Annotated in this window: 21 protein-coding genes and 1 pseudogene; 15 read left to right on the top strand and 7 right to left on the bottom strand. The window is 63.0% G+C overall.

What is annotated here, in order from left to right:
* Positions 1 to 52: 52 nt before the first annotated feature.
* The 3 genes from AC3FLX_RS20860 to AC3FLX_RS20850 are packed head-to-tail and all read right to left on the bottom strand — an operon-like array spanning position 53 to position 3,033.
* Positions 53 to 685 carry a hypothetical protein gene (locus AC3FLX_RS20860; protein WP_488699212.1) on the bottom strand — a complete coding sequence of 211 codons (633 nt, stop codon included), beginning with the start codon at positions 683 to 685 and terminating at the stop codon, positions 53 to 55.
* Between the two features lie 21 nt (positions 686 to 706).
* Positions 707 to 1,750, bottom strand: a complete 1,044-nt coding sequence (locus tag AC3FLX_RS20855) for a hypothetical protein (RefSeq protein ID WP_488699211.1) — start codon at positions 1,748 to 1,750, stop codon at positions 707 to 709.
* Positions 1,751 to 1,785: 35 nt separating this feature from the next.
* A complete protein-coding gene (locus AC3FLX_RS20850) occupies positions 1,786 to 3,033 on the bottom strand; it encodes a hypothetical protein (RefSeq protein WP_488699210.1) in 1,248 nt (415 codons plus the stop codon).
* A gap of 439 nt (positions 3,034 to 3,472) precedes the next feature.
* Between AC3FLX_RS20850 and AC3FLX_RS20845 the strand changes: the two genes are divergently transcribed.
* Positions 3,473 to 3,895: a hypothetical protein gene (locus tag AC3FLX_RS20845; protein WP_488699208.1), complete on the top strand. Its 423-nt coding sequence runs from the start codon at positions 3,473 to 3,475 to the stop codon at positions 3,893 to 3,895.
* Between the two features lie 103 nt (positions 3,896 to 3,998).
* Here the strand turns inward: AC3FLX_RS20845 and AC3FLX_RS20840 are convergent, their stop codons facing one another.
* Positions 3,999 to 4,649 (bottom strand): nuclease-related domain-containing protein, encoded by a 651-nt coding sequence (locus AC3FLX_RS20840; RefSeq protein ID WP_488699207.1) that lies wholly within the window; start codon positions 4,647 to 4,649, stop codon positions 3,999 to 4,001.
* A gap of 623 nt (positions 4,650 to 5,272) precedes the next feature.
* On the opposite strand from AC3FLX_RS20840, the gene AC3FLX_RS20835 reads away from it, so the two are divergent.
* The 4 genes from AC3FLX_RS20835 (at position 5,273) to AC3FLX_RS20820 (ending at position 10,591) form a co-directional block, all read left to right on the top strand.
* Positions 5,273 to 7,999: a winged helix-turn-helix domain-containing protein gene (locus tag AC3FLX_RS20835; RefSeq protein ID WP_488699206.1), complete on the top strand. Its 2,727-nt coding sequence runs from the start codon at positions 5,273 to 5,275 to the stop codon at positions 7,997 to 7,999.
* A gap of 196 nt (positions 8,000 to 8,195) precedes the next feature.
* A complete protein-coding gene (locus AC3FLX_RS20830) occupies positions 8,196 to 8,330 on the top strand; it encodes a hypothetical protein (RefSeq protein WP_488699205.1) in 135 nt (44 codons plus the stop codon).
* A gap of 21 nt (positions 8,331 to 8,351) precedes the next feature.
* Positions 8,352 to 8,822: a MaoC family dehydratase gene (locus AC3FLX_RS20825; protein WP_488699204.1), complete on the top strand. Its 471-nt coding sequence runs from the start codon at positions 8,352 to 8,354 to the stop codon at positions 8,820 to 8,822.
* A 101-nt stretch (positions 8,823 to 8,923) separates the two neighbouring features.
* Positions 8,924 to 10,591 (top strand): alpha/beta fold hydrolase, encoded by a 1,668-nt coding sequence (locus tag AC3FLX_RS20820; protein ID WP_488699384.1) that lies wholly within the window; start codon positions 8,924 to 8,926, stop codon positions 10,589 to 10,591.
* 79 nt (positions 10,592 to 10,670) lie between these two features.
* Here the strand turns inward: AC3FLX_RS20820 and AC3FLX_RS20815 are convergent, their stop codons facing one another.
* A complete protein-coding gene (locus tag AC3FLX_RS20815; protein WP_488699203.1) occupies positions 10,671 to 10,886 on the bottom strand; it encodes a hypothetical protein in 216 nt (71 codons plus the stop codon).
* Between AC3FLX_RS20815 and AC3FLX_RS20810 the strand changes: the two genes are divergently transcribed.
* The 10 genes and pseudogenes from AC3FLX_RS20810 to AC3FLX_RS20765 all read left to right on the top strand — a co-directional run.
* On the top strand, positions 10,876 to 11,115 hold the full coding sequence (locus AC3FLX_RS20810) for a hypothetical protein (RefSeq protein ID WP_488699202.1): 240 nt from the start codon (positions 10,876 to 10,878) through the stop codon (positions 11,113 to 11,115). The two genes, AC3FLX_RS20815 and AC3FLX_RS20810, sit on opposite strands and share 11 nt — an antisense overlap.
* A 61-nt stretch (positions 11,116 to 11,176) precedes the next feature.
* A complete protein-coding gene (phaZ, locus tag AC3FLX_RS20805) occupies positions 11,177 to 12,019 on the top strand; it encodes a poly(3-hydroxyalkanoate) depolymerase (protein ID WP_488699201.1) in 843 nt (280 codons plus the stop codon).
* A gap of 7 nt (positions 12,020 to 12,026) precedes the next feature.
* The gene (locus tag AC3FLX_RS20800) at positions 12,027 to 13,307 is read left to right on the top strand and encodes a DUF445 domain-containing protein (protein WP_488699200.1); all 1,281 of its coding nucleotides are present in this window, start codon (positions 12,027 to 12,029) and stop codon (positions 13,305 to 13,307) included.
* A gap of 242 nt (positions 13,308 to 13,549) precedes the next feature.
* On the top strand, positions 13,550 to 15,289 hold the full coding sequence (locus AC3FLX_RS20795; protein ID WP_488699199.1) for an IlvD/Edd family dehydratase: 1,740 nt from the start codon (positions 13,550 to 13,552) through the stop codon (positions 15,287 to 15,289).
* A gap of 59 nt (positions 15,290 to 15,348) precedes the next feature.
* Positions 15,349 to 16,449, top strand: a complete 1,101-nt coding sequence (locus AC3FLX_RS20790) for an ABC transporter ATP-binding protein (protein WP_488699198.1) — start codon at positions 15,349 to 15,351, stop codon at positions 16,447 to 16,449.
* Between the two features lie 34 nt (positions 16,450 to 16,483).
* On the top strand, positions 16,484 to 17,803 hold the full coding sequence (locus tag AC3FLX_RS20785; RefSeq protein ID WP_488699197.1) for an ABC transporter substrate-binding protein: 1,320 nt from the start codon (positions 16,484 to 16,486) through the stop codon (positions 17,801 to 17,803).
* A 70-nt stretch (positions 17,804 to 17,873) separates the two neighbouring features.
* A complete protein-coding gene (locus AC3FLX_RS20780) occupies positions 17,874 to 18,773 on the top strand; it encodes a carbohydrate ABC transporter permease (RefSeq protein WP_488699196.1) in 900 nt (299 codons plus the stop codon).
* Entirely contained in the window at positions 18,770 to 19,642 is an 873-nt protein-coding gene (locus AC3FLX_RS20775; protein ID WP_488699195.1) for a carbohydrate ABC transporter permease, read from the top strand. Before AC3FLX_RS20780 ends, AC3FLX_RS20775 begins: the two co-directional genes overlap by 4 nt.
* Before the next feature lie 81 nt (positions 19,643 to 19,723).
* Positions 19,724 to 20,686 carry a LysR family transcriptional regulator gene (locus tag AC3FLX_RS20770; RefSeq protein ID WP_488699194.1) on the top strand — a complete coding sequence of 321 codons (963 nt, stop codon included), beginning with the start codon at positions 19,724 to 19,726 and terminating at the stop codon, positions 20,684 to 20,686.
* A gap of 67 nt (positions 20,687 to 20,753) precedes the next feature.
* A pseudogene (locus AC3FLX_RS20765) lies at positions 20,754 to 21,176 on the top strand (Bug family tripartite tricarboxylate transporter substrate binding protein); the annotation flags it as partial.
* 948 nt (positions 21,177 to 22,124) lie between these two features.
* Here the strand turns inward: AC3FLX_RS20765 and AC3FLX_RS20760 are convergent.
* Both AC3FLX_RS20760 and AC3FLX_RS20755 read right to left on the bottom strand, forming a co-directional pair.
* Positions 22,125 to 22,394: a hypothetical protein gene (locus tag AC3FLX_RS20760; RefSeq protein ID WP_488699193.1), complete on the bottom strand. Its 270-nt coding sequence runs from the start codon at positions 22,392 to 22,394 to the stop codon at positions 22,125 to 22,127.
* 24 nt (positions 22,395 to 22,418) lie between these two features.
* Positions 22,419 to 22,739 carry a hypothetical protein gene (locus AC3FLX_RS20755; protein WP_488699192.1) on the bottom strand — a complete coding sequence of 107 codons (321 nt, stop codon included), beginning with the start codon at positions 22,737 to 22,739 and terminating at the stop codon, positions 22,419 to 22,421.
* Positions 22,740 to 23,171: the final 432 nt, after the last annotated feature.

Here is a 23,171-nt window from a genome sequence, read left to right as displayed (position 1 = left end):
TCCGCAGGCGGGGCAGGAAGCCACCGCCTTGCGGGATCAGCCGACTGGCGGCTTACTTGCCCAGGTCGTTGGCCAGGTTCTTGGCTTCCGAAGTGTCCACGCCATTGGCGGACAGATACTTGACCAGGGTGGAGGTGCTCGACGCACCGCCGGCGATGACCGACGGCATTTCCTTGGCTGCGTAGAGCACAGTGCCGGCATCAAAGCCCAGCGAAGCCGGGTTCTTGGCCAGGTCCTGCAGCGAGTTGACCGTCTTCTTGCTGGAGATCAGGCCCTTGACGTACTCCACCATCGATTGGCCAGCCTGCTTCTTCTGGGCGGCGTCGAGCTTTTCATTCGCGGCGACCTTGGCATTGATTTCCTTGCTGGCCGACTCGTGGATCGTCACCAGCGTCTGCAGGTCATCCTTGCTGGCGGCGGCGTCACCGGCCTTCAGCCCCTTCAGCAGTTGCTGCTGGGCGGCCAGTTCCGTGTAGCCACCCAGCGCGGCGGCCAGGCCGATTTCGGCATTGGTGAACGACAGCAGCGAATTGCGCGTGTTCTTCATGACCTCGGCCGCATTGGCCGAGGAACCACTGCTGCTGCCGCCCAGCGACGGGACCTTGGGCAGCTCGAATGCGTGGGCGGCACCGCCCATGACGAATGCGATGGCAACAGCCGAAACGGACAGCTTGAGGGATTTCATCGGAGAGATTCCTTGTTTAAGTTATCGAATGCCTTTGGCATTCAGCTGGTCGACCAGGGTTCTGGCGAGATCGCGCGATGCGTCGTTCAGGGCGTTGCGGGCGGCAACGCTCTGGTTAGGCCCAAGCCCGGCGTATTGCTTTGGACCGACGGAGCCGATCTTGCGGGGCAGGCGCTGGCGGATGTCCCACAGCTGGGACCGCACGGAGACAAAGACTTTCTGGTTGCCGGTTACCGGATCCACGGTGGCCACTTCGGTATCGATCGTGCCGTAGGCGAAGTAGCGGATGTCACAGGCGCGGGCGGCATTGATAACGGCCGCGCGGGTCTGCGGCGACAACTCGTCGGCGTCTACGAACTCGCTCTGGAATTTCTTGACCGGCACCGCGTTGCAGTTGGCCACGACGTCGTCGTAGCCAATGTATTCAATGCCCGACGTCGCCAGAACGTCGCCCATCGCCGTGTCGAGATCCTGCGAACTGGAGACGGCGTAGGTGACGGCGTCTTCCTTGCGTTGCGTGCTGCCGCCAACCGTAACCTGGGCCGTGGCCGCCACGCCGCCGTCGGCCGCCTGTCCGCCAGCTACTTCGGCCTTGGCAATCCGGGTGCGGCGCGGGTCGAACTGCGTGATCGACGTAGCCTTGCGCGCCATGAACAGGAACGAGAACGCCGAGTCCTGGCTTCGTGCCGCCTTCTGGCCGTTGCTACCGACGGTGGTACTTGCCACGAACTGATTGACTGCTTCGTCGTTGAACGCCACACGGGTGACCACGCGAACCGTACGGGTGTCGGCGTCCTTTGCCGAGTCGACGACAACCGAATCGATAATGAATCGGTCGATATTGTCCAGGGCCTCCTTCTCGTGCTGTGCCAGCCCTTGCTGGCGCGCCGGATTCAGCTTAGCGACGTAGTTCTTCCAGGCGTTGACCTTGGCCAGCGCCACGGCCTTGGCGGTTTCCTCGTCTGTCGGCTTTGACGAAGAGAAGAAGCTACCTTCGTACTGATAGGTGCCAATGCCCTTGACCTCGACCCGCTGGGCGAAGGCCGATGCGGCGGCCGCCATCATGACGGCCCCCGCGAGGAGCTTTCTTGCAAACGCGCTCATAGCAGCTTTTGAATGAGTTGGTTGGTGTTCTCGAATGCCGGTTTGGCGGCGGACTCACGCGACGCGTTGTCTTTGAGCCAGCCGTCGTCCACGTGGGCCATTTGCTTGCCAACCTGCTGGATCAACGACTGCAGCGTCTTGTAGTACTGGTCCCAATCGCTGAGCTGGACGTCCGCCTGTTTCGGACGCGTGATGATGGCCGTGTCATAGACGCCTTCGTTCAGAATGACCTGCCCGAGATCGGGCTGCTTCAATTCGACGGTGGCCTTGACGCGATAAATATCCTGGAAATACGCGGGTTTTTCGATCTTTTTGGAAACGAAATCCCGGATTTCGAAGGTCAGCGAATAGTCTGGATCCGGCAACGTCAACTGCAGATCGCTGCCATTGGCAAACCGGAAGGCCATTTTGCTGCCAATCGCCTCGCCAACGGAATTGGGAACAATGGGAATGCCGCCTGCTTCTGCCACCGCGGCTTCGAGAAAGTTGGCTGTCTGGTTCTTGATCGACGTAGCGTCCTTACCCGCGGCCTGCGCCATGCTCTCGGCCTGCGGGGTCATCGTCACGCCCGTGACACGCAAATACTTGCGCGCACCCTTGCGAAGCTTGATGGTCTCCAGACGATTGAGCCACTGGTCGAAGACATTCTCGCCAGCGTTGGAGGTCGTGTAGATATCCCTCACCATCGATTGCAGTTCGGTGGGGCTGGGCATGGCTTCGCGTACGCGTGCGGAACGCACCCGCACCGGATACGACGCCACCAGCGAATTCGATGCCCGATTGAATGCCAGGACATTGGCCTGCACTGTCACGATAATCCAGAGCTTGCCGTCGATCTTTTGCGTCTCGACGTTTTCATGGACGAGCGCAAAGGCCACGGACGAGATGTCCTGCTTGCCGTCGGCCAGGTCGAGCTTCATGCGCGAGGCCAGAGCAGGGCGTGCCATCAGTTTCTGGCGCAGCAGCTCGTCCAGGTACGTTCCGTTCTTGTCCCGGGAAATCTGGGCTGTAATCGGATAGAGACGTTCCCGGTTCTGGAAGTCACCCGAGAATGCAAAGCCAGAATAGAGCAGAGGGGATTCAGCTTCAGCCGCGAGCGTGCTGCCTGTCGGAATTAGTGCAATTGCAGTGAGCGATGCCAGTGCAAGGTTCCTTATGTGGACCTTGAAAAAAAGCTTAACTTTATTCAGCACAACCTGACCTTTTTTATAAAAGCATTCAATGCTGTATGCATTGCACAGCAATTCTGAGCACACCGGTTTATCGGTGATCTGACGGTCGATTTACACCCTACTCACGCCGGGTGGCGTCCCGTGCACGGATCCATCACGCAATGATGGAGCTTTCAGAAGTTGCTGGCGGAGGGTGTTCTCTGAGTCCCGATCCCAGGTATGGGCGCCGCCATCGCGTCTGGGGGTGGCGACGGGCAATTCGCATTTCAACTTGCGGTAGGGTGGGGCGGAGATGTCGTACGGCCGACCAATTTCAGATGTCGGTACAGACGCGCGGATTACGCAGGCTTCGATGCACGTTGTGAGTTTGCCGGAGGGTGGTGGCACTTACCGGAAGCGGCCGACGTCCCGCTCCAGGGAGAGGGCGCAAGATGCTTGCTCATCTGCCGAAGGCAACCGTTGCGCCCCCGGCTGCTAAACTCGGAGCAATCTCGGCTAACTTATCACCTTCTTGAACAACGTTGAACAACGCGCTCCTGATTTCAATCCGAGCGAAATCGTCCTCATGTTGCTCAGTCGATATGATGAGAGTCCGGATCAGTTCCATATCTCGCAGGAGTGCATGGAGCAATGCACAGGCCCGCTAGGTGAAGTTCAACCAGAAAAATTCGATGCGCTCGCACTTGTGCTTGCTCACTGGTATCACGACGGGAAACTGTCGTTCGCATTCTGCGATGCGGTCGTCAATATCCTCGTTGAAAGCGTGTTTTCGGATGCAGTAGCTCAACGCGATACGTGGCCGTATATCTTCTGGGACGTTTATCTTGCATTCGACGCGGGAGAATTCCACCGATCTGGTGAGAACCACATTGATCCGGCCGAGAAGTACACAAGACCTCTGATTGCGGAAATCCTCACCGGAAAGCGTGCTTGAGTCCGTGCTGACGAAGCTCGGCATTTCCTATTGGTGATATCGTCGTTCGCGCGCCCGATGGCATGGCAGAGAAGGGCGACTGTGCGCTCCTAGGTGGGCGAGTTCACGCGCTAGGCCGCGAGCCGTATTTCCGCTCCAGGCTCTCAATATGCTTAATGTCTGTCTCTCGGGTTACGGCAAGGCGTGCCGTCTCGATGCGACCAACACAGAACTGCATACGATTGAGAGAAAGAACTTCGGTGGTCTGCGTGTAGATGTGATCCACGAACTCCGAGAGGCTGAAGACGCCAGGAGGAACGCCGGTCTTGAACTGGGCGTCTCCCGTGAATACCACCACAGACTTGACGCTATTAGCGGGAAGGAAGTCGAGCAACTTTTGAACGGCTCGAACGTGCTGGAGGTTCTGAAAGATGGGGTTCTGAAAGCGGAATCGCCACTTGAACAGGACTTGCGTCCAGGTTCGGTGCTCGCCGTTGGCGAAGATCCAGCCCTTGTAGTCCTTGGTCTCGATGACGAAGACTCCGAATCTTGAAACAAGGATGTGGTCAATTTGCGTTGTGCCGCCGCGCACCTGTAAGGTGATGTGGTTCATCAGGTGGTAGTTCGGCGCGACAAAGTGCGTCTGGATCGCACGGGAGAGTAGCGCCTCTCCGCGATTCTGAAACGAGAACGTACGATATCGGGCGCGGCATAACGCGTAGCCAACGGTAAGCCCCACGGCAAGGCCGACGAGAACGCAGGTGAGGAGCCTCACGTCTACCTCCTTTCACAAGAGCAAGCGGTATGGTTCGCCGAGATCTTGAGAGCGAAGCCAGCGAACTCTTTACAAACATCGGCGTGACTCGAGGGTACGATTTTGCCTAACTCTCCCTTCGATCATGTATTTGGCGCTTTCCGGGGCACCCAGAAGCCCGCGTCGATCATGATCCGGCGTACGCACGCCGGCGAAAGATCGATGCCGTGGCGCTCGCGCAGCTTCGCAGGCCAGCGTCTGGCCGAAATCGGCGTAGCTGTCGCGGATCAGACCACAGACACGGGATTCAAGGCCGGGAGGCAGTTGCCGATTGCTGCTGCGCCCACGCTTATCGCGGGTTCTGCCAGAGGACATCCTGTTCTGGCTGGAAGCGGACATTCTGGTTTGGCCTCTACATGATTCGATGTGGATAATCTATCTTATGTTAAATCATAGATACACCAAATCTGACCACCCCAAGCCAGCCCAAGTCGCTCCCACCACCCCCAAACCATCCCCCACCCACGCTTGAATCACCAATCCCCGCGCCTAGAATCAATTTCATGCGCGAAGGCCGACCCTCCCCAGAGATGCCGCCTCGGAAAAGACCGGCGGCTCGCGGTCGTGTTTCCGGGCAGCGCGTTGTGCAGGAGTCCGCGCCGGGGCCGTCCGCGCCGTTCCTGCTGGCCACCAAGATCATTCCGCCGCGGCTGCCGCCGGGACTGATCGATCGTCCGCGACTGATGGAGTTGGTCGCCCAGGGGCGCGACAAACGTCTTACCGTCATCAAGGCGCCGGCAGGCTTCGGCAAGACTTCCCTGTGTATCTCCTGGCTTGTCCGGCTGCGGGCGGACGGCGCGCGTGTGGCCTGGTTGTCCGTGGATCAGGACGATGACGAGCCAGCGCGCTTTCTTAATCACCTGGTGCAGTCCCTGCGTCGCGCGTGCGCTGCCCAAGGCGGCGCGCTCGGCCTTGCCGGCGATGTTTCGCTGCTGGCGCCGCGCGCCGTGGTGGCCACGCTGATCAACGAGCTTGCCGAAGTCGACGACGAGCTGTTTCTGTTCGTGGACGACTATCAGTGGATCGGTACCGATGCCATTCATGACGCCGTGGCGTTGCTGCTATCGCACGCGCCGTCGAATTTCCATCTCGTGCTGGGCACGCGCGAGGACCCGCCGTTGCCGCTGGCACGGCTGCGGGCCAGCAATGCGCTGCTCGAAATCGATGCAACGATGCTGCGCTTCAGTTTCGACGAGACGCAGCACTTCGTGGAGCGCGAATGCGAAGGCGACCTCCCCCAGGCGTCCGTCAGCGCACTGCATGCCTCCACCGAGGGCTGGGCGGCCGCGCTGCGTCTGTCCGCGTCGATGCTCGTGCGCGGCCAGTCCGGCGCATCGGCGGCGCCATCCGGCACGGCGCGTCCGATCGCGGCGTATCTCGAAGAAATGCTCGCTTGCCAGGCGCCCGAACTGGTCGATTTCATGTTGCGCACCGCGATACTGGACAGGCTGTGCGCGCCACTGTGCGCGGCCGTCACGGGTATGGCCGACAGTCAGAGCATGCTCGAAGCACTGGCCACGCGCCAGTTACTGCTCGACCCACTGGACGTCGATGGGCGCTGGTTCCGCTATCACCAGTTGCTGCGCGACTATCTTCGTCAGCGGCTTGAAACCTCACCCGCAAGCGATATTGCCGACCTGCATCGGCGCGCGTCGCGCTGGTATGGGGCGGAGGCACTTTGGACCGATGCCGTCCGGCATGCGCTGGAGGCAGGCGATGTAGCCGACGCCGCCGCCATGATCGGCCGCTGTGCAATCGCGCTGGTGCGTAAGGGCGATCTGGTGACGCTGCTCGGCTGGCAGCGGCACTTGCCGCCCGACATCATGCGTGGCCAGATCGACGTGCGGCTGGCGTTGGCACGGGGCATGGCGCTTGCCATGCGCTTTGAAGAGTCGTGCACGATGGTCGAAGCAATCGAGCGGGACGCCGCGCAAGGCAACGCGGCCGACCGGGAGCGCTACCTCTGGGAATGCAGGGCGATCCGTGCCCTGCTGACCGCCCTGCGTGACGATGCCCAGGGCGCGCTGCAACTCGCCGAAGCCTGCCTGGACCAGCCGCTGTCCGACGATCCGTGGACGCTCAACGTGCTCAGCAATGTCGTCCGCTTCGGGCACTGGAAGGCGGGCAATCTTGAGCGCCTGTACGCAACCCCGTGGATTCCGTACTCGCCCGATGAAAACCGGCGCTACCCGCTCTCCTCGGTCTACAGGCTATGCCTGCTGGGCCTGGCGGAATTGCAGCAGATGCGCTTCGATCTGGCCGACCGTCATCTGGTGCAGGCGATGCAGTTTGCGGAGCAGCACGCGGGGCCAGCGTCCACGGCCGCCGCGCTGTGCGCGCCGGCACTTGCGCAGTTGCGTTACGAGCAGGACCGGCTTGAAGAGGCCGAAACGCTGCTGGTGGAACGCATGCCGGTCATCAACGTGGCGGTGCTGCTGGACAGCGTGCTGGTGGCCTACACACTGCTCACCCGCATCGCGGCGGCGCGAGGCCATTTCGAACAGGCTCACGGATGGATCGAGCAGGCGCTGAGCATCGGTCATCAACGCGGCTGGCATCGTCTGGTTGCAGCGGCCCTCTTCGAGCGCATCCGGCTGCTGCTCGCGGAAGGCCGCATCAAGGAGGCGACGGCGTGCGTCGAACAGGTCGATCGGCTGGCAAACGGCGTCGATGCAACCGGATGCGAGTCCTGTGCCAGCGAACTGGACCGCTACCGGACGCTGGGCAACGCCAGCGTCGCGATGTTCGCGGCAAGGCCGGACGAGGCCGTGCAACTACTGGACGCCCTGCTCCGCCGGTTTCCCGTGGGCCGGCCCGACTATCTGGCGCTGCGCGGCCGCACCATGCTGGCACTGGCCTGCCTTGCCGCCGGAGCGCCGACGCGCGCTACCGAGGAATGCGGCAAGGTCCTGGCGGCCATCGAGTCGGCCCGCGCGTATCGCACCATCCTCGACCAGGGGCCGGGCGTCGGGCCATTGCTGGAGCTGGTTCGGCTGGAAACCGCGGCCACGGGTGACAACAAGGAACGCCTGGCCTGCATCGACGAACTGCTGGAACGTTGTGACGAGCGCTACCAGATGCGGCAAAAGGCTTCGTCGGCGTCCGTGCGCGAGGCACTCAGCGCCCGCGAGCGCGGCATTCTGGCGCTGATCGCGGCCGGCCAGTCGAACAAGGAAATCGCACGGACGCTGGGCATCGCGCCTGAAACGGTCAAGACCCATATCAAGAGCATCTTCGTCAAGCTGTCGGTGGAAAAGCGTGCGCAGGCCGTCGCACGCGCACATTCGCTGGGCCTTGTACCTGCCCCTTAGAAGCTGGCGTCTCCCCTTCCCCGCTTACCCTGCCCCACGATCCCCCGACCGGTCCCCTGTTCGGGGGATACGACCTCCCCCGTTGTCTCGCCAAGATGGCATCCAAACAAGGCGCCGTCTGAATCCTTCCCAGGGTGATGACTCCGGCGCAACGCAGACCTTCCCCCGTTCGTCTGCAATTCGCAGGAGACACCACATGCCGCACTCGACGCATGACACCTCACCCACGGCTTATGCCTGTCCGCTGCGGCTCAGGCGCCTGCTGCATACGCCACTCAGCCTGAACCCCGACCAGCGGATCGAATGTCGCGGCACGCACCGGCTGACGTAACGAATACAAGGAGACAACAACATGAGTATTCCGGGTTACAGCATGAACACCCTGGGCGAGTTTGTCGGGCGCGAGCTTGGCGTATCTGACTGGGTCGTCGTCGACCAGGCCCGTATCGATGCCTTTGCCGCGTGCACCGGCGACCGCCAGTGGATTCACGTGGACGTGGAGCGCGCGCGGCGCGAGAGCCCGTTTGGCGGAACCATCGCGCACGGCTACCTGAGCCTGTCGCTGCTGGCATCGCTACAGATGGAGGTGGGCGTGGTGCCACCCGATGCCAGCGCCGGCCTGAATTACGGGCTGGACAAGGTGCGCTTTCTGGCCCCGGTAAAGGCCGGTGCGCGGGTACGAAATCGCGTGACGCTGGCTTCGGTCGAAGACAAGGGTGACGGCCGGGTCATCGCCAGGATGGCAAACACGCTGGAAATCGAGGGTGAAAGCAAGCCGGCGCTGCTGGCGGAATCGCTGGCGATGCTGATGGCGGCGCGCTAGTACGCGCCAGCGATCCAAAGCAAGAGACATAAGGTGTGAGGAGCAGTAGAAAAATGGAAGCAAGCGTTGAAACCCCCGTCCGCGAACTGGCTGTGCCTGAAATGGCGGGCGACCAGTCCGCGCCGAATCGGCCAAAGCTCAACCCGTTCATCGGGCTGCGGCCGTGCGATGTGCTCGACACGGTCCGTCAGGTGGGTGCACAGACCGTGCGCCAGCCGGGCCTGCTGGTGGAGCAAACCGCCGCGCTGACACGCGAGCTGGTGGCCGCGCTGGCGGGCACCGGCGGCGCGATGCCGCAGAAGGGGGACAAGCGCTTCATCGATAGCGCCTGGCAGAGCAACCCGTTCTATCGGATTGCCATGCAGAGCTACCTGTCATGGTGCGATGCGCTGGGCGGCTTTGTTGAGCGTTCCGCGCTGGACGATCGCAGCAAGGAGCGCGCGCAGTTCGTCCTGCAGTTGCTCACTGATGCGCTGGCGCCGACCAATACGCTGATCGGCAATCCGGCCGCGATGCGCAAGATCATCGAATCGGGCGGCACGAGCCTGGTCTCCGGCATCAAGAACGCCGTGATGGATGCCGTGCGCAACCAGGGCATGCCGTCTCAGGTCGATACATCGGCCTTCGAGGTCGGCAAGAACCTCGCCACCTCGGCAGGTGCCGTGGTGTTCCGCAACGAGGTGCTGGAACTGATCCAGTACACGCCGAAGACGGCCAAGGTGCATGGACGCCCTCAACTGATCGTGCCGCCGCAGATCAACAAGTTCTACGTGTTCGACCTGTCGCAGGGCAAGAGCATCGTCGACTTTCTGCTCAAGAACGAACTCCAGGTTTTTGCCGTGAGCTGGCGCAATCCCACCATCGAGCATCGCGATTGGGACATGGACACGTACGTGGCCGCGCTGATCGAAGCCATCCACGCGGTGCGCGAGATCACCGGCAGCGACGACGTGAACCTGCACGGCGCCTGCTCCGGGGCCATGACGATGTCGGCGCTGATGGGCCATCTGGAGGCGCGCGGCGAGCGGCTGGTCAATGCGGCCACGTTGATGGTGGCCGTGCTCGACAGCAGCGCCGAATCGCAGATCGGCCTGTTCGCCACGCCCGAGAGTATCTCGGCGGCCAAGCAGAACAGCATTCTGAAGGGCGTGCTCGAAGGCGAGGAAATGGGCCGCGTGTTCGCGTGGATGCGCCCGAACGATCTGGTCTGGAACTACTGGATCAACAACTACCTGCTGGGCAACGCGCCGCCGGTGTTCGACATCCTCTACTGGAACAACGACACCACGCGCCTGCCGGGCAAGTTCCACGGCCAGTTGCTCGATATCTTCGCCGGCAACGTATTCGCCCGACCGGGTGAGCTGACGGTGCTGGGTACGCCGGTCGACCTGTCGAAGGTGTCGTGCGACAAGTACATCGTCGGCGGCATCACCGATCACATCACACCGTGGAAAGGCGTCTACAACACGGCCCGCATGTTCGGCGGCAAGACGCGCTTTGTGCTGAGTTCGAGCGGACATATCCAGAGCCTGATCAACCCGCCGGGCAATCCGAAGGCGAAGTTCTTCGTGAACGCCGACCCTGCATTGCCGGAAGATCCGGACACCTGGCTGGCCGGCGCCACCACGGAGGCGGACTCCTGGTGGGACAACTGGCGCGTATGGCTGGCAGAGCGCTCCGGCGAACTGCGCGATGCGCCATCGCAGGTGGGTAGCGCGAGCCATCCCGCGCTGTGCGATGCACCGGGTACCTACGTCACGGGCGCGTGATCGTCACTTTCGGGAGTCTCTTTTTTCTACCATCATCACTACCAGCATGAAGACTATGGAAAATACTGCTTCGAAATCGTCAACGACGTCGGCTATCCCAGGCATCCCCACTGCTGCCGGACTGTTCTCCGCATACAACGGCCTGCTGCAGCGCCTTCGCCTGCCCGGCCTGGACGTAAGCGCCATCGGTGAAGCGCGCCGCAAGGACCTCGCTGCCCTCGCCACCGTCAACCTCGCGCTGCTCGACGGCGTACAGGCTTTCGGCCAGAAGCAGGCGGAAAATCGTGCGCGACACGCTGTCCGGCCTGCAGACCCAGCTGTTGCAGCCAGGTAAGAGCGGCGGCACGGCGGCGGCCACCGGCGTAGTGGAACTGACGCAGGGCGCGCTGCAGAAGTCATTGGCCGGCCTGCGCGACCTTGCGGATATCGCACAGAAGACGCAGGCTGATAGCGTTTCCGCCGCCAGCAAGCGCATCGCGGAGAATGTTGAGGAACTGAAGGCGCTGTTCAAGCCCGCGCAGTGATCGCGGATTACCATGCATGCCGGCGGGCGCCTTGCGGGGCGCCGTCGACAAGGACAACCAGATGAATCAGGCAGCATGCCAGACTGAAACTGGCGGCAAACTGGAAATTCGCACCGTTGACCTGGATGGCAGGACGCTGCGGGTCGGCATTCGTCGCGGCAGCAACGCCAGCCCGCCCCTGCTGATGTTCAACGGCATCGGCGCCAACCTCGAACTGGTCGAGCCGCTGGTCGCGGCACTCGATGGCGTGGAAGTGGTCATCTTCGACATTCCCGGCGTAGGCGGTTCGCCCACGCCGGCCATGCCATATCGCTTCTCCACGCTGAGCCTTCTGGCGGACAAACTGCTAACGCACCTCGGCTATACGGGGCCCGTCGACGTGCTCGGTGTCTCGTGGGGCGGTGCACTGGCCCAGGAATTCGCGCACCTGTACCCCCTGCGCTGCCGCCGGCTGATTCTTGCCGCGACGTCGCCCGGTGTGATCATGGTGCCCGCCAAACTTTCGGTGCTGACCAAGATGATCGGGCCGCGCCGCTATTCCGATCCCGCCTATCTGGAAAAGGTTGGCGGAGACCTGTACGGCGGCGCGTACCGCCACGATGCCGGACTACTGCGCGAACACAGCCGCCATATCGAGCCGCCTCGCGGACGCGGCTATGTCTATCAGTTGATGGCTGCCTGGGGCTGGAGCAGCCTGCCCTGGCTGGGCGGCCTACGTCAGCCCACGCTGGTGATGCACGGCAACGACGATCCGATCGTGCCGCTGGCCAACGCCAAGATCCTGGCGGCGCGCATTCGTCAGGCCAAGCTCCACGTGGTCGACGATGGTCACCTGTTCCTTGTCTCGCGCGCGGCGGAGGTGGCGCCAGTCATCGGCAGGTTCTTGCGGCAAGACTTACAGTGAGCCGCGTATGAGCGACCGCGCCGGACTTCCGCAAGCCACGTCGGAGACGTCCGACGCCCTGCGCGGAGACCGCGCGCTACGCCGCATGCGCAACACGGCAACCGGCGTCCTGCTTGCCATGCTGGTGCTTCTGGTGGCGAGCGCACTGGGTCAGGCCGACTATCCGTGGCTGGCGTGGGTACGCGCCTTTGCCGAAGCCGGGACGGTCGGCGCCGTGGCCGACTGGTATGCGGTGGTCGCACTGTTCCGCCATCCGTTTGGCGTCCCGGTGCCGCATACCGCGATCATCCCGCGCAATCAGCAGCGCATCGCGGAAAGTCTGGGCGGTTTCATCGAGCGCAATTTCCTTGTGCCAGAACTGATCGTCAGCCGGCTGCGCACGCACAATACCGCGCACGCTGTGGCCGAATGGCTGGTGCGGCCGGGCAACAGCCGCGTGCTGGCCGATCCCGTCGTGGACGCGCTGCCCGCGCTGCTGCAGGTCTTCGACGATGACGAGGTCGTGCGGCTGATCCAGCGCGGCGCCCTGCCCGGCCTGCGCGCGCTCGATGTCTCCGGTCTGGCTGGCCATCTCTTGCAGATCCTCACTGAAAGCCAGCGGCACCAGCCCTTGCTGGAGCGCGCGCTGACCGCGCTGGAGCAATGGCTGGAGGCCAATGCCGGCCTGCTGCAGGCCAAGTTCAGCGAAGCGTCGCGCTACACGCCGGTGCGGCTCGATACATACATCGTCAGCAAGTTCGTTGAAGGTATGGTCGCGCTGCTTCACGAAGTGCGCACTGAACCGGACCATCCGTTGCGGCAGCAACTCGATGAAAGCATCCAGGCCCTGATCGTCCAATTGCGCACGTCGGCGCGCTACCGGCGCATCGGCCACCTCTGGATGCGCGACTTCCTGCGCCACCTGGAGCGCGAAGACAGCTACCGTGCGCTATGGCATCGTCTGCGCGAATGGATCGCTGCCGACGCCGCGCGCGACGATTCGCTGGCGCGCACCATGCTCGCCGATCTGCTTGCGTCGCTGGGCGCCAGCGTGCGCGACGACCCCGTCCTGCAGGACAAACTCAATGCATGGCGGGTGCAATGCGTCCAGATGACCGTGAGCCGCTATCGGCATCTGGTGCCCTTGCTGATTACGGAAGTCGTCAAGGGATGGGACCCCGACGAAATCAGCCGGAAAATCGAGCTGGAAATCGGCAGCGACCTGCAATACATCCGCGTCAACGGCACGCTGGTGGGCGGCACCGTCGGCGTGTTGTTGCACGCTGCAATGCTGCTGATCGCGCCGTGATTTCAGCGGGCGGATAGCGCCGATTCCGCTGCAGCGCGTCATGGCCGTGACGCGCCGCAACGCGCGCAAACCGGGGTGCCGGGCATCCGGGTAAGTCCCATACCGCATATTGGTAATACCACTTTACCTGTCCGATACCCTGACCTAGACTCCGTTCAACTCGGCATGCGTGCGGCGCGGCAGTGTGTTCGCGGGCATCCGGATCTGCACCCCCTACAAGAAGCAGAACGCAGGAGACCCGAGTGAAGGACGACGACGATCAGTCCGGCGCGCCAAAGCGGCGCAGCCAGGCATGGTTTGGCCGCCTCGACCGCGATGGTTTCATCTATCGCTCGTGGCTGAAGAATCGCGGCATTCCGCACGACCAGTTCGATGGCCGGCCGGTCATCGGCATCTGCAATACCTATTCGGAACTCACCCCCTGTAACTCGCATTTCCGCACGCTGGCAGACCAGGTCAAGACGGGCGTGTGGGAGGCCGGCGGCTTTCCGCTCGAATTCCCCGTGATGTCCCTGGGCGAAACGATGCTGCGCCCCACCGCCATGCTGTTTCGCAATCTGGCCAGCATGGACGTGGAGGAATCGATCCGGGGCAATCCCATCGACGGCGTGGTGTTGCTGATGGGCTGCGACAAGACCACTCCGGCGTTGATGATGGGCGCGGCATCGGTCGACCTGCCGACCATCGGCATTTCCGGCGGGCCAATGCTGAGCGGGAAATTCCGTGGGCAGGAGCTTGGCTCCGGCACCGACGTCTGGAAGATGTCGGAGGAAGTGCGCGCCGGACATATGTCGCAGGAAGACTTCTTCGAGGCCGAAGGCTGCATGCACCGCTCGCACGGCCATTGCATGACGATGGGCACGGCTTCCACGATGGCCTGCATGGTCGAGTCGCTGGGGATGGCCCTGCCCGGCAACGCCGCGATTCCGGCCGTGGACGGCCGCCGCAACATCCTGGCCCGCGCCTCGGGCCGGCGCATCGTCCAGATGGTGAAGGACAACCTCATCATGTCGAAGGTGCTGACGCGGCAGGCCTTTGAGAACGCCATCAAGGTCAATGCGGCGATTGGCGGTTCCACCAACGCCGTGATCCACCTGCTGGCCATCGCCGGACGCATTGGCGTGGAGCTGAACCTCGACGACTGGGATGCGCTGGGCCACGCCCTGCCCTGTCTGCTCGATCTGCAGCCATCGGGCCGCCACCTGATGGAGGATTTCTATTACGCGGGCGGCCTGCCCGCCGTGATCCGCGAACTTGGCCCGCTGCTGCACCGCGACGCATTGACGGTCAACGGCAAGACGCTCTGGGACAACTGCAAGGACGCGCCAAACTGGAACCGCGAAGTCATTCACGCTTTTGACGAGCCGTTCAAGCCCCATGCAGGTATCGCGGTGCTGCGCGGCAACCTGTGCCCCGATGGCGCCGTCATCAAGCCATCGGCGGCCACGCCATCGCTGCTCCGGCACACGGGGCGCGCGGTGGTGTTCGAAAACAGCGAGCACATGCATGAACGGATCGAGGACGAATCGCTCGACGTCGACGAATCGTGCGTGCTGGTGCTGAAGAACTGCGGCCCACGCGGTTATCCGGGCATGGCCGAGGCCGGCAACATGCCGCTGCCGCCCAAGGTCCTGCGCAAGGGCATTACCGATATGGTGCGCATCTCGGACGCCCGCATGAGCGGCACGGCTTACGGCACCGTGGTCTTGCACGTGGCGCCTGAAGCCGCCGCGGGCGGGCCGCTGGCGCTGGTGCGGGACGGCGACATGGTCGAGCTCGATGTGGAGGCGCGCAAGCTGCATCTGCACGTCAGCGACGAGGAACTGGCGCGCCGCCGTGCCGCGTGGCAACCGCCCGAACCGCCGATGGAGCGCGGCTGGACGCGGCTCTATTTCGATCATGTGCAGCAGGCCAACCGTGGCGCCGACCTGGACTTCCTGGTTGGCAAGAGCGGTTCCGCCGTGCCGAAAGACAACCACTAGCAGAACCGGGGCTACACCGCCGTTCGCGGCGGTGCCGCACGACACAGGAGACGCGACGCATGGCATCGGTACAGATCCGCGATGTGCAGAAGTCCTTTGGCGGGACGCATGTGATACGGGGTGTCAGCATCGACATTCCCGACGGCGAGTTCACGGTGCTGGTGGGTCCGTCGGGCTGTGGCAAGTCCACGCTGCTGCGCATGCTGGCCGGCCTGGAAGAAATCAGCGACGGAGAGATCTCCATCGGCGACCGCGTGGTCAACCGGCTGCCGCCCAAAGAGCGCGACATCGCAATGGTGTTCCAGAACTACGCGCTCTATCCGCACATGTCCGTCTACGACAACATGGCGTTCTCGCTGAAGCTCGCGGGCGTGCCAAAGGAGACGATCAAGGCAAAGGTGGACAAGGCATCGAGCATCCTGGGCCTGGGCCAGTTGCTCGACCGTTTTCCGCGCCAGCTCTCCGGCGGCCAGCGCCAGCGTGTGGCGATGGGACGTGCCATCGTGCGCGATCCGCAGGTGTTCCTGTTCGATGAGCCGCTGTCCAATCTCGACGCCAAGCTGCGCGTGCAGATGCGCGCCGAGATCAAGGAGCTGCACCAGCGGCTGCGCACCACATCGGTCTACGTCACGCACGACCAGATCGAAGCCATGACGATGGCCGACCAGATCGTGGTGATGCGCGATGGCCGCGTGGAACAACGCGGCCGTCCGCTGGCGCTTTACGATCATCCCGACAATCTCTTCGTGGCCGGCTTTATCGGGTCTCCGGCGATGAACTTCATTCCCGGCGTGTTGCGCCGCCAGAACGGCACGGCCAAGGTGGAGTTTGCCGACGGCACGCTGCTGGCGGCCCCGGTGCGCCTGCAGGATGGGGCCGGCACGGACGGCCAGCGGGTGATCTACGGCGTGCGCCCCGAGCATCTGGCATATGGCGAACCGGGCCAGGGCTTTCCGACGACGGTATCGGTGGTGGAGCCTACCGGTGCCAATACCGAGGTGTACTCGCGTTTCGGTGAGACCGATTTCATCACGGTATTCCGCGAACGACACGACTTTGCTGCTGGCCAGGCGCTGCATCTGGTGCCCGACCATCACCACACGCACCTGTTCGACGCCGAATCGGGACAGGCCCTGCCCCGCCAGACAGCGCGGCAATAACAACCCTTGGCATGACCCTGGAGGAGACACAGCGATGAGCCATTCCGGAAACTTCACAAGACGCGATTTCCTGGTATCGACGGCGGCCGTGGCTGCCACCAGCGCGCTGGGCACCAATGCGTACGCCGCCACGCAGCTGCAGTACAAGCCAGAGGCCGGTGCCAAGCTGCGCGTGCTGCGCTGGAAGCGCTTCGTGCAGGGCGACGAAGACCTGTGGAACGCCAACGCAAAGAAATTCAGCGAACTGACCGGCGTGGAAGTCCGCGTCGACAACGAAGGATGGGAAGACGTGCGGCCCAAGGCCGCCGTGGCGGCCAGCGTCGGCACCGGGCCGGACATCGTGCTGGGCTGGTTCGACGATCCGCAGCAGTATCCCGACAAGCTCGTGGACGTGACCGATGTAGCCACCTATCTGGGCAACAAGCATGGCGGCTGGTATGACGTCTGCAAGAAATACGGCATGCACAACGGCAAGTGGATTGCCGTGCCGCTGGGCGTGGTGGGCAACGCGCTGGTCTACCGCGAAAGCCACGTCAAGGCCGCCGGCTTCGACACCATCCCCAAGGACACCGCCGGTTTTCTGAAGCTGTGCCAGGCACTGAAGGCGAAAGGCACGCCCGCTGGCTTTGCGCTCGGCAAGGCCGTGGGCGACGGCAACAACTGGGCGCACTGGCTGCTCTGGTCGCACGGCGGCATGCTCGTGGACAGCAAGGGCAAGGTCGTGGTCAATTCACCGGAGACCTGGGCCGCGCTCGAATACGCCAAGCAGCTTTATCCGACATTCGTGCCGGGCACGCTGTCGTGGCAGGACCCGTCCAATAACAAGGCGTTCCTCGATGGCCAGGTCAGCCTGACGGCCAACGGCATCTCGGTCTACTACGCGGCCAAGAATTCGAAGGAGCCCAAGCTGCAGGAAATGGCGAAGGACATCCAGCACGCGCACTTCCCGATCGGCAAGAGCGGCAAGCCGACCGAGCTCATGCAGATCACGCAGATGATGATCTTCAAGTACTGCAAGTATCCCAATGCCGCCAAGGCGTTCCTGCAGTTCATGATGGAGCCGGAACAGTACAACCCGTGGATGGAGGCGGCCATTGGCTACGTGAGCCAGCCTCTCAAGGAATACGAGTCCAACCCGATCTGGACGGCCGATCCCAAGCACACGGTGTACCGCGATGCGGCAACGCTGATGCTCGACAACGGCCACGCGGGTCCGCTGGGCACCGCGTCGGCGGCGGCAATGGCCGACTACATCGTGCTGGACATGGTGGCCGAGGCAGCCAGTGGCTCGAAGACGCCGAAGGAAGCGGCGGCCCGCGCGGCCCAGCGCGCCGAGCGCTACTACAAGGCCTGACGCCATGCAGAAAACCGCTGCGACGCCGTCTGCTTCGCAGCGGCCGCCTGCCCAGCCGGCAAGGAGATCCATGCTGTCCCGCCTGTCCAACAACCGTCATGCGCTGGGCGTGCTGTTCATGCTGCCCACGGCGCTGTTGCTGCTGGTCTTTCTGACCTATCCGCTCGGGCTCGGTGTCTGGCTGGGCTTTACGGATACCAAGATCGGGCGCCCTGGCGGGTGGATCGGGCTGGACAACTTCAGCTACCTTGCCGGCGACTCCGTGACGCAGCTTGCGCTCTTCAACACGATCTTCTATACGCTGGTCGCCAGCGTGCTGAAGTTCGCGCTGGGGCTATGGCTGGCGCTGCTGCTGAACCGGAACCTGCCGTTCAAATCGTTCTTCCGTGCCGTGGTGCTGTTGCCGTGGATCGTACCCACCGCGCTGTCCGCGCTGGCCTTCTGGTGGATCTATGACGCACAGTTCTCGGTGATCAGCTGGACGCTCGTGAAACTTGGGCTGATCGACCGCTATATCGACTTCCTGGGCGACCCCTGGCTGGCACGCTTTTCCACGATTGCCGCCAACGTCTGGCGCGGCATTCCGTTCGTGGCGATCTCGCTGCTGGCCGGACTGCAGACGATTTCGCCCACGCTGTACGAAGCGGCGTCAATCGACGGCGTGACTCCCTGGCAGCAATTCCGGTATGTCACCCTGCCGCTGCTGACGCCGATCATCGCCGTGGTGATGACCTTCTCGGTACTGTTCACGTTCACCGATTTCCAGCTCATCTACGTGCTGACGCGCGGCGGCCCGCTCAATGCCACGCACCTGATGGCTACCCTGTCGTTCCAGCGCGCCATTCCTGGCGGATCCCTGGGCGAAGGCGCGGCGCTGGCCACGATGATGGTGCCATTCCTGCTGGCGGCCATCCTTTTCTCGTACTTCGGGCTGCAGCGGCGTGCCTGGCAACAGGGAGGCGACAAATGAAGGCCGCGGAAAACGAATCGCAAGGCATGGAGTATCTGCAGTCGGTGCCGCGGCGCTGGGTGACGCTTTATATCCCGATGGGCGTATTCCTGTTCGTGCTGCTGTTCCCGTTCTACTGGATGGGGATCACGGCATTCAAGCCCGATGGCGAACTGCTGATGCAGAGCGCCAACCCGTTCTTCGTCATGGCGCCGACGCTGGCCCACTTCAAGAAGCTGCTGTTCAACACGCCCTACCCGTCCTGGCTGCTCAATACCGTGATCGTCTCGACGGTGTCCACCTTCGCCTCGCTGGCGGCGAGCGTGCTGGCGGCCTACGCCATCGAGCGCCTGCGCTTCCAGGGTGCCAAGCAGACCGGGCTGGCCATCTTTCTGGCCTACCTGATTCCGCCTTCGATCCTGTTCATTCCGCTGGCCTCGATCGTGTTCCAGCTCGGCCTGTTCGATACGCGCTGGGCGCTGATCCTGACCTATCCGACGTTCCTGATTCCGTTCTGCACATGGCTGTTGATGGGGTACTTCCGCTCGATTCCGTATGAGCTGGAGGAATGCGCGCTGATCGACGGTGCCACGCGCTGGGAAATCCTGGTCAAGATCATCCTGCCCCTGGCGGTGCCCGGCCTGATTTCGGCCGGCATCTTCGCGTTCACCCTGTCGTGGAACGAGTTTATCTACGCGCTGACCTTTATCTCGTCGTCCGAGGTGAAGACCGTGCCCGTGGGCATCGTCACGGAACTGGTCGAAGGCGATGTCTACCATTGGGGCGCGCTGATGGCCGGTGCGCTGCTCGGTTCGCTGCCGGTGGCGGTGGTGTACTCGTTCTTCGTCGAGTACTACGTGTCAGGTATGACCGGCGCGGTCAAGGAGTAAGCGCCTATGGCGCGTATGGCGCGTGCAGCGGCAGCGGGGGAAACCCAATAGACACCTACCGGTCATCGGCGGACAATCGGCGTGCCTTCGTTCCTGATGCCGACCCTCGTGACCACCCCGCCGCTGCGCCCTTCCCGCCTGCATTTCGATCTCACTACCGTCCAGCTTTTCATTGCCGTGGCGGAACTCGGCAGCATCACGCGCGGCGCCGAACGGCTTCATCTGGCCGCCGCCGTGGCATCGCGCCGCGTGCTGGAACTGGAAGCGCAGCTTGGCGTGGCGCTGTTCGAACGGTTGCCGCATGGCATGGCGCTGACCGAAGCCGGGCGCGCGCTGCTGGCCCATGCGCGCGGCATCACCCATACGGTACAGCGCATGCAGGACGATGCCGCGTCGTTCGTTGGCGGAGACCTTGGCGTGGTCCGCGTGGCGGCGCCCAAATCCGCGGTCATCCAGTTCCTGCCATTCGATATCCAGCGTTGCGCCACGGTCTGCCCCGGCGTGCGCGTGGACCTGCAGGAAATGAACAGCCAGGAAGTTCAGCAGGCGTTGCGGCGTGGCACCGTCGATATCGGCATCTATGAGGGCAGCCTCGGCATGGTGGACCTGCCGACCGAACCCTATCGCAGCGACCGGCTCGAACTCGTCGTCGCCAGGGGCCATCCGCTGGCGCGGCGCCGCAAGATCGTACTTGCCGATATTCTCGACTGCGACCTGATCACGCTGGGCGAAAGCTCGGCGATCTCGATCATGCTCGACCGGCTGGCCGAGGAAGCGGGCCGCGTGCCGCGCATGCGCATGCGTGTGGGCGGCTTCGACAGCATCGCCGCGCTGGTGGCGCAAAGCCTGGGCGTGGGCGTTATGCCGGAAGCCATTGCCGCCGAAATTGCCGGTGGCAGCCGCTATGTGCGCCTGCCCATTGCCGAGCCTTGGGCCGAGCGGCAGTTCGTGCTTTGCCACCGCACCGCGGATGCGCTGTCGTCGGCCGCCATGAGCGTGCTGGCGGTGCTTGCGCAAAACGCGAAACCAGAATCCCCCAAATAGCGATAGCCCGCGCCGCACGCCTTCCGCATCATGGGACCCATAACGATTCCTATGACGGAGACATCTCATGCAGCGCAGACAGTTCATTCTCGGGGCCGCGGCCGGTCTGGCCATCCCTAGCCTGACGCTCCCCGGCCTGGTCCGCGCCGCCGACATGCCCGGCCCGGTGCGCATCGTGGTGGGATTCGCGCCCGGTGGCGGTACCGATGTGCTGGCGCGCGTGATCGGGCAAAAGCTCGGGATGATGTGGAATACCAGCGTCGTCGTGGAAAACAAGCCGGGCGCCACGGGCGCCATCGCCGCGGCCTTTGTTGCCAAGCAGCCGGCCGATGGCACCACGCTGCTGATGGCGCACGTCAACAGCCACGCCATCGCCCCGGCGCTGCTCGACGTCAAATACGACCCCACCACCGATTTCACGCCGATCTCGATGGTTGGGGTTACCCCTAACATGCTGACCTGCCGCCCCGAGCAGAAGGTGCGCACCGTGGGGTCCCCTTGATTTCCGTGCAATTTACCGGGGTAGCCACCCCTAGCATCCACGCGGGTTTCCGGACGATGACTGCCTGAAATCCCAGTCAAATCAGTCACCTACTGACTGGCGCCTTTGCGCCTGATTCCGGAACGCTGGCCGCCCCAAAAGCGATGCACGAACAGCCACAAACCGCTGTTACCACGATGGGCCCGGTCGACTGTGCGTAGACGCTTTGATTGGTGTTCGGTGTTCGCCAGAATCTCAACAAACAAGTACATCTTGGCCGTCGGGCATTCGGCGATGGCCGGAATCGGCCCGAAGAATCAGCCTCACTCTGGCTTAACTACGCGGGTTTCCATGTAGTGGCTCCCCGTCTCGAAGCAAATCCGTAGCGCTCCTATCTCGTGCATACGCCAGCACCGGTCCCGAAAATCCCCGTACCACTCCATTCTGATCCAAGGCGCAGAAGCCCTGCCGCAGAAGGTCGGCCAGAATCACCGGCGGATTGAATCCGGGCACCCAACTGTCGAGCGTGATTTCGTCGTCACCCTGGAATTCCGGCGTGCCCAGTCAGAGGCGCACAAGGGGCGGACAGTCGATCAGTGCCTGGTCGCGTGGAATGAGTAACGCGCGATTGCCGCAGCGCAGGAGAACGATGAGCAAGTTGGACTCGAGATCGAGGTGGGCAATCGCCGGCCGGAAGGCAGGAAAAAGGCCCGCCACCAGTCAGAGAAGGCGGCGGGTCGCCCTAAAGCGCGCCACCAGGGTGGGCGCCTAGATTCAGCATAGAGCACAGATGCCCCTGCGGCGGCAATTTTCGGCAGCGCAAACGGCTGAGGTGCGAGGCATGTCATTCCACCATTTGGGCGGGTATGCGTCGTCCGCGCATCGCCAAAAAATGGTGTGACGGGAATTCCCGCTTCAGATTGGATTGCGCGCCAACCTGCGCGAAACAAACAGTCATCAGATAGATTGTTCGCCGGCTTGCAGAGGTAGATCGGCTTCGCTGGCGAGGGTCGCCCACTGATCCAGTTTCGCCAGGGCCATCAACATTGCCTCCGAACTCTGCGGATGCGGTTTGCCGGCACGAAACACGGCCTGTACTGTGCCGACCATCGTGTGGTGACGCGCCAAGACAAAGCCCTGGTGCAGGCCGCCGCTGGTCAATTGCGTATAGGCCCGGAAGTCGTGGTAGCCCACCCTTCTGAAGAGATCCTGCCCCGGTTCGATCACGGCAGTCCAGGCGCCACTCCGGAATCAGTGGAGCGTGCCCGAGTCGTTGCGGACCAAGGGGATCGTCAGATACCGCCGGTAGGCATACTCCAGATCCGCGTCAGCATCTGCACGCGCTTCCAGCGGCGTGCCGTGGCACTTTGGGCAGTCATATCGCCACTGGCCCGCTTCGGTATCAAATGTCAGAAATCCGCGATATCGACCGGCGACCAGTTCCTCCACCGCCGTCACGATGGTGACGTCCCCACGAAAATATGTCGCCATGATGAACTTCCCGGAAATACCCCTTAGCGAGTGTAGCAACGCGGGATCGCCATGCAACCCTATCGCGTTGATTTCGATCACGTCGCAGTCGCGCGTAGGCACCTGACAATGGTCCGACCCTCGCTCGATTAACGCTGCCTTACGGTCCTGTGCGGCTGACGTGGTATGTGCACAAGTGTCCCGCAGGAATCCCTGTGTCTACGCCATCGTCGCCGGCGATCACAGCAATCGCGCAACTCAATCTTGCCAGACGCGTGGAAGAGACTGAACAGCCACTACGGCAGCGCGCGGGTCGTTAGGAGGAACTGGCAGTGCAGTGGTGGGCTCCGCCCCACGTCGCCTTGCGTCTCAGCCTTCTTGCCGCTAATCTCGGCGGTCCGTCTACCGCTTGGGAGAAAGCGCGATGGATCACTGGCAACTGGCGTATCTCGGCATGCGACAGATGCCGCGCGAGCTCAGCGAGTTCGAGCTCGCCACTTTCTTCACTTTCTCTCCCAAGGAGCGCGCCCTGAT

Source organism: Cupriavidus sp. 291-E7 (genome assembly GCF_057798835.1).
The sequence above is the reverse complement of the archived record's forward strand: the minus strand, read 5'-3'. Positions and strand labels throughout refer to the sequence as shown.

Bases quoted from the DNA above. Each gene is read 5' to 3' on its own strand.
- AC3FLX_RS20830 (WP_488699205.1), top strand. From the start codon at position 8,196: ATGCCGCACTCGACGCATGACACCTCACCCACGGCTTATGCCTGTCCG.
- AC3FLX_RS20860 (WP_488699212.1), bottom strand. From the start codon at position 685: ATGAAATCCCTCAAGCTGTCCGTTTCGGCTGTTGCCATCGCATTCGTC.
- AC3FLX_RS20780 (WP_488699196.1), top strand. From the start codon at position 17,874: ATGCTGTCCCGCCTGTCCAACAACCGTCATGCGCTGGGCGTGCTGTTC.
- AC3FLX_RS20785 (WP_488699197.1), top strand. From the start codon at position 16,484: ATGAGCCATTCCGGAAACTTCACAAGACGCGATTTCCTGGTATCGACG.
- AC3FLX_RS20775 (WP_488699195.1), top strand. From the start codon at position 18,770: ATGAAGGCCGCGGAAAACGAATCGCAAGGCATGGAGTATCTGCAGTCG.
- AC3FLX_RS20825 (WP_488699204.1), top strand. From the start codon at position 8,352: ATGAGTATTCCGGGTTACAGCATGAACACCCTGGGCGAGTTTGTCGGG.
- AC3FLX_RS20820 (WP_488699384.1), top strand. From the start codon at position 8,924: ATGGCGGGCGACCAGTCCGCGCCGAATCGGCCAAAGCTCAACCCGTTC.
- AC3FLX_RS20790 (WP_488699198.1), top strand. From the start codon at position 15,349: ATGGCATCGGTACAGATCCGCGATGTGCAGAAGTCCTTTGGCGGGACG.
- phaZ (WP_488699201.1), top strand. From the start codon at position 11,177: ATGAATCAGGCAGCATGCCAGACTGAAACTGGCGGCAAACTGGAAATT.
- AC3FLX_RS20855 (WP_488699211.1), bottom strand. From the start codon at position 1,750: ATGATGGCGGCCGCCGCATCGGCCTTCGCCCAGCGGGTCGAGGTCAAG.
- AC3FLX_RS20800 (WP_488699200.1), top strand. From the start codon at position 12,027: ATGAGCGACCGCGCCGGACTTCCGCAAGCCACGTCGGAGACGTCCGAC.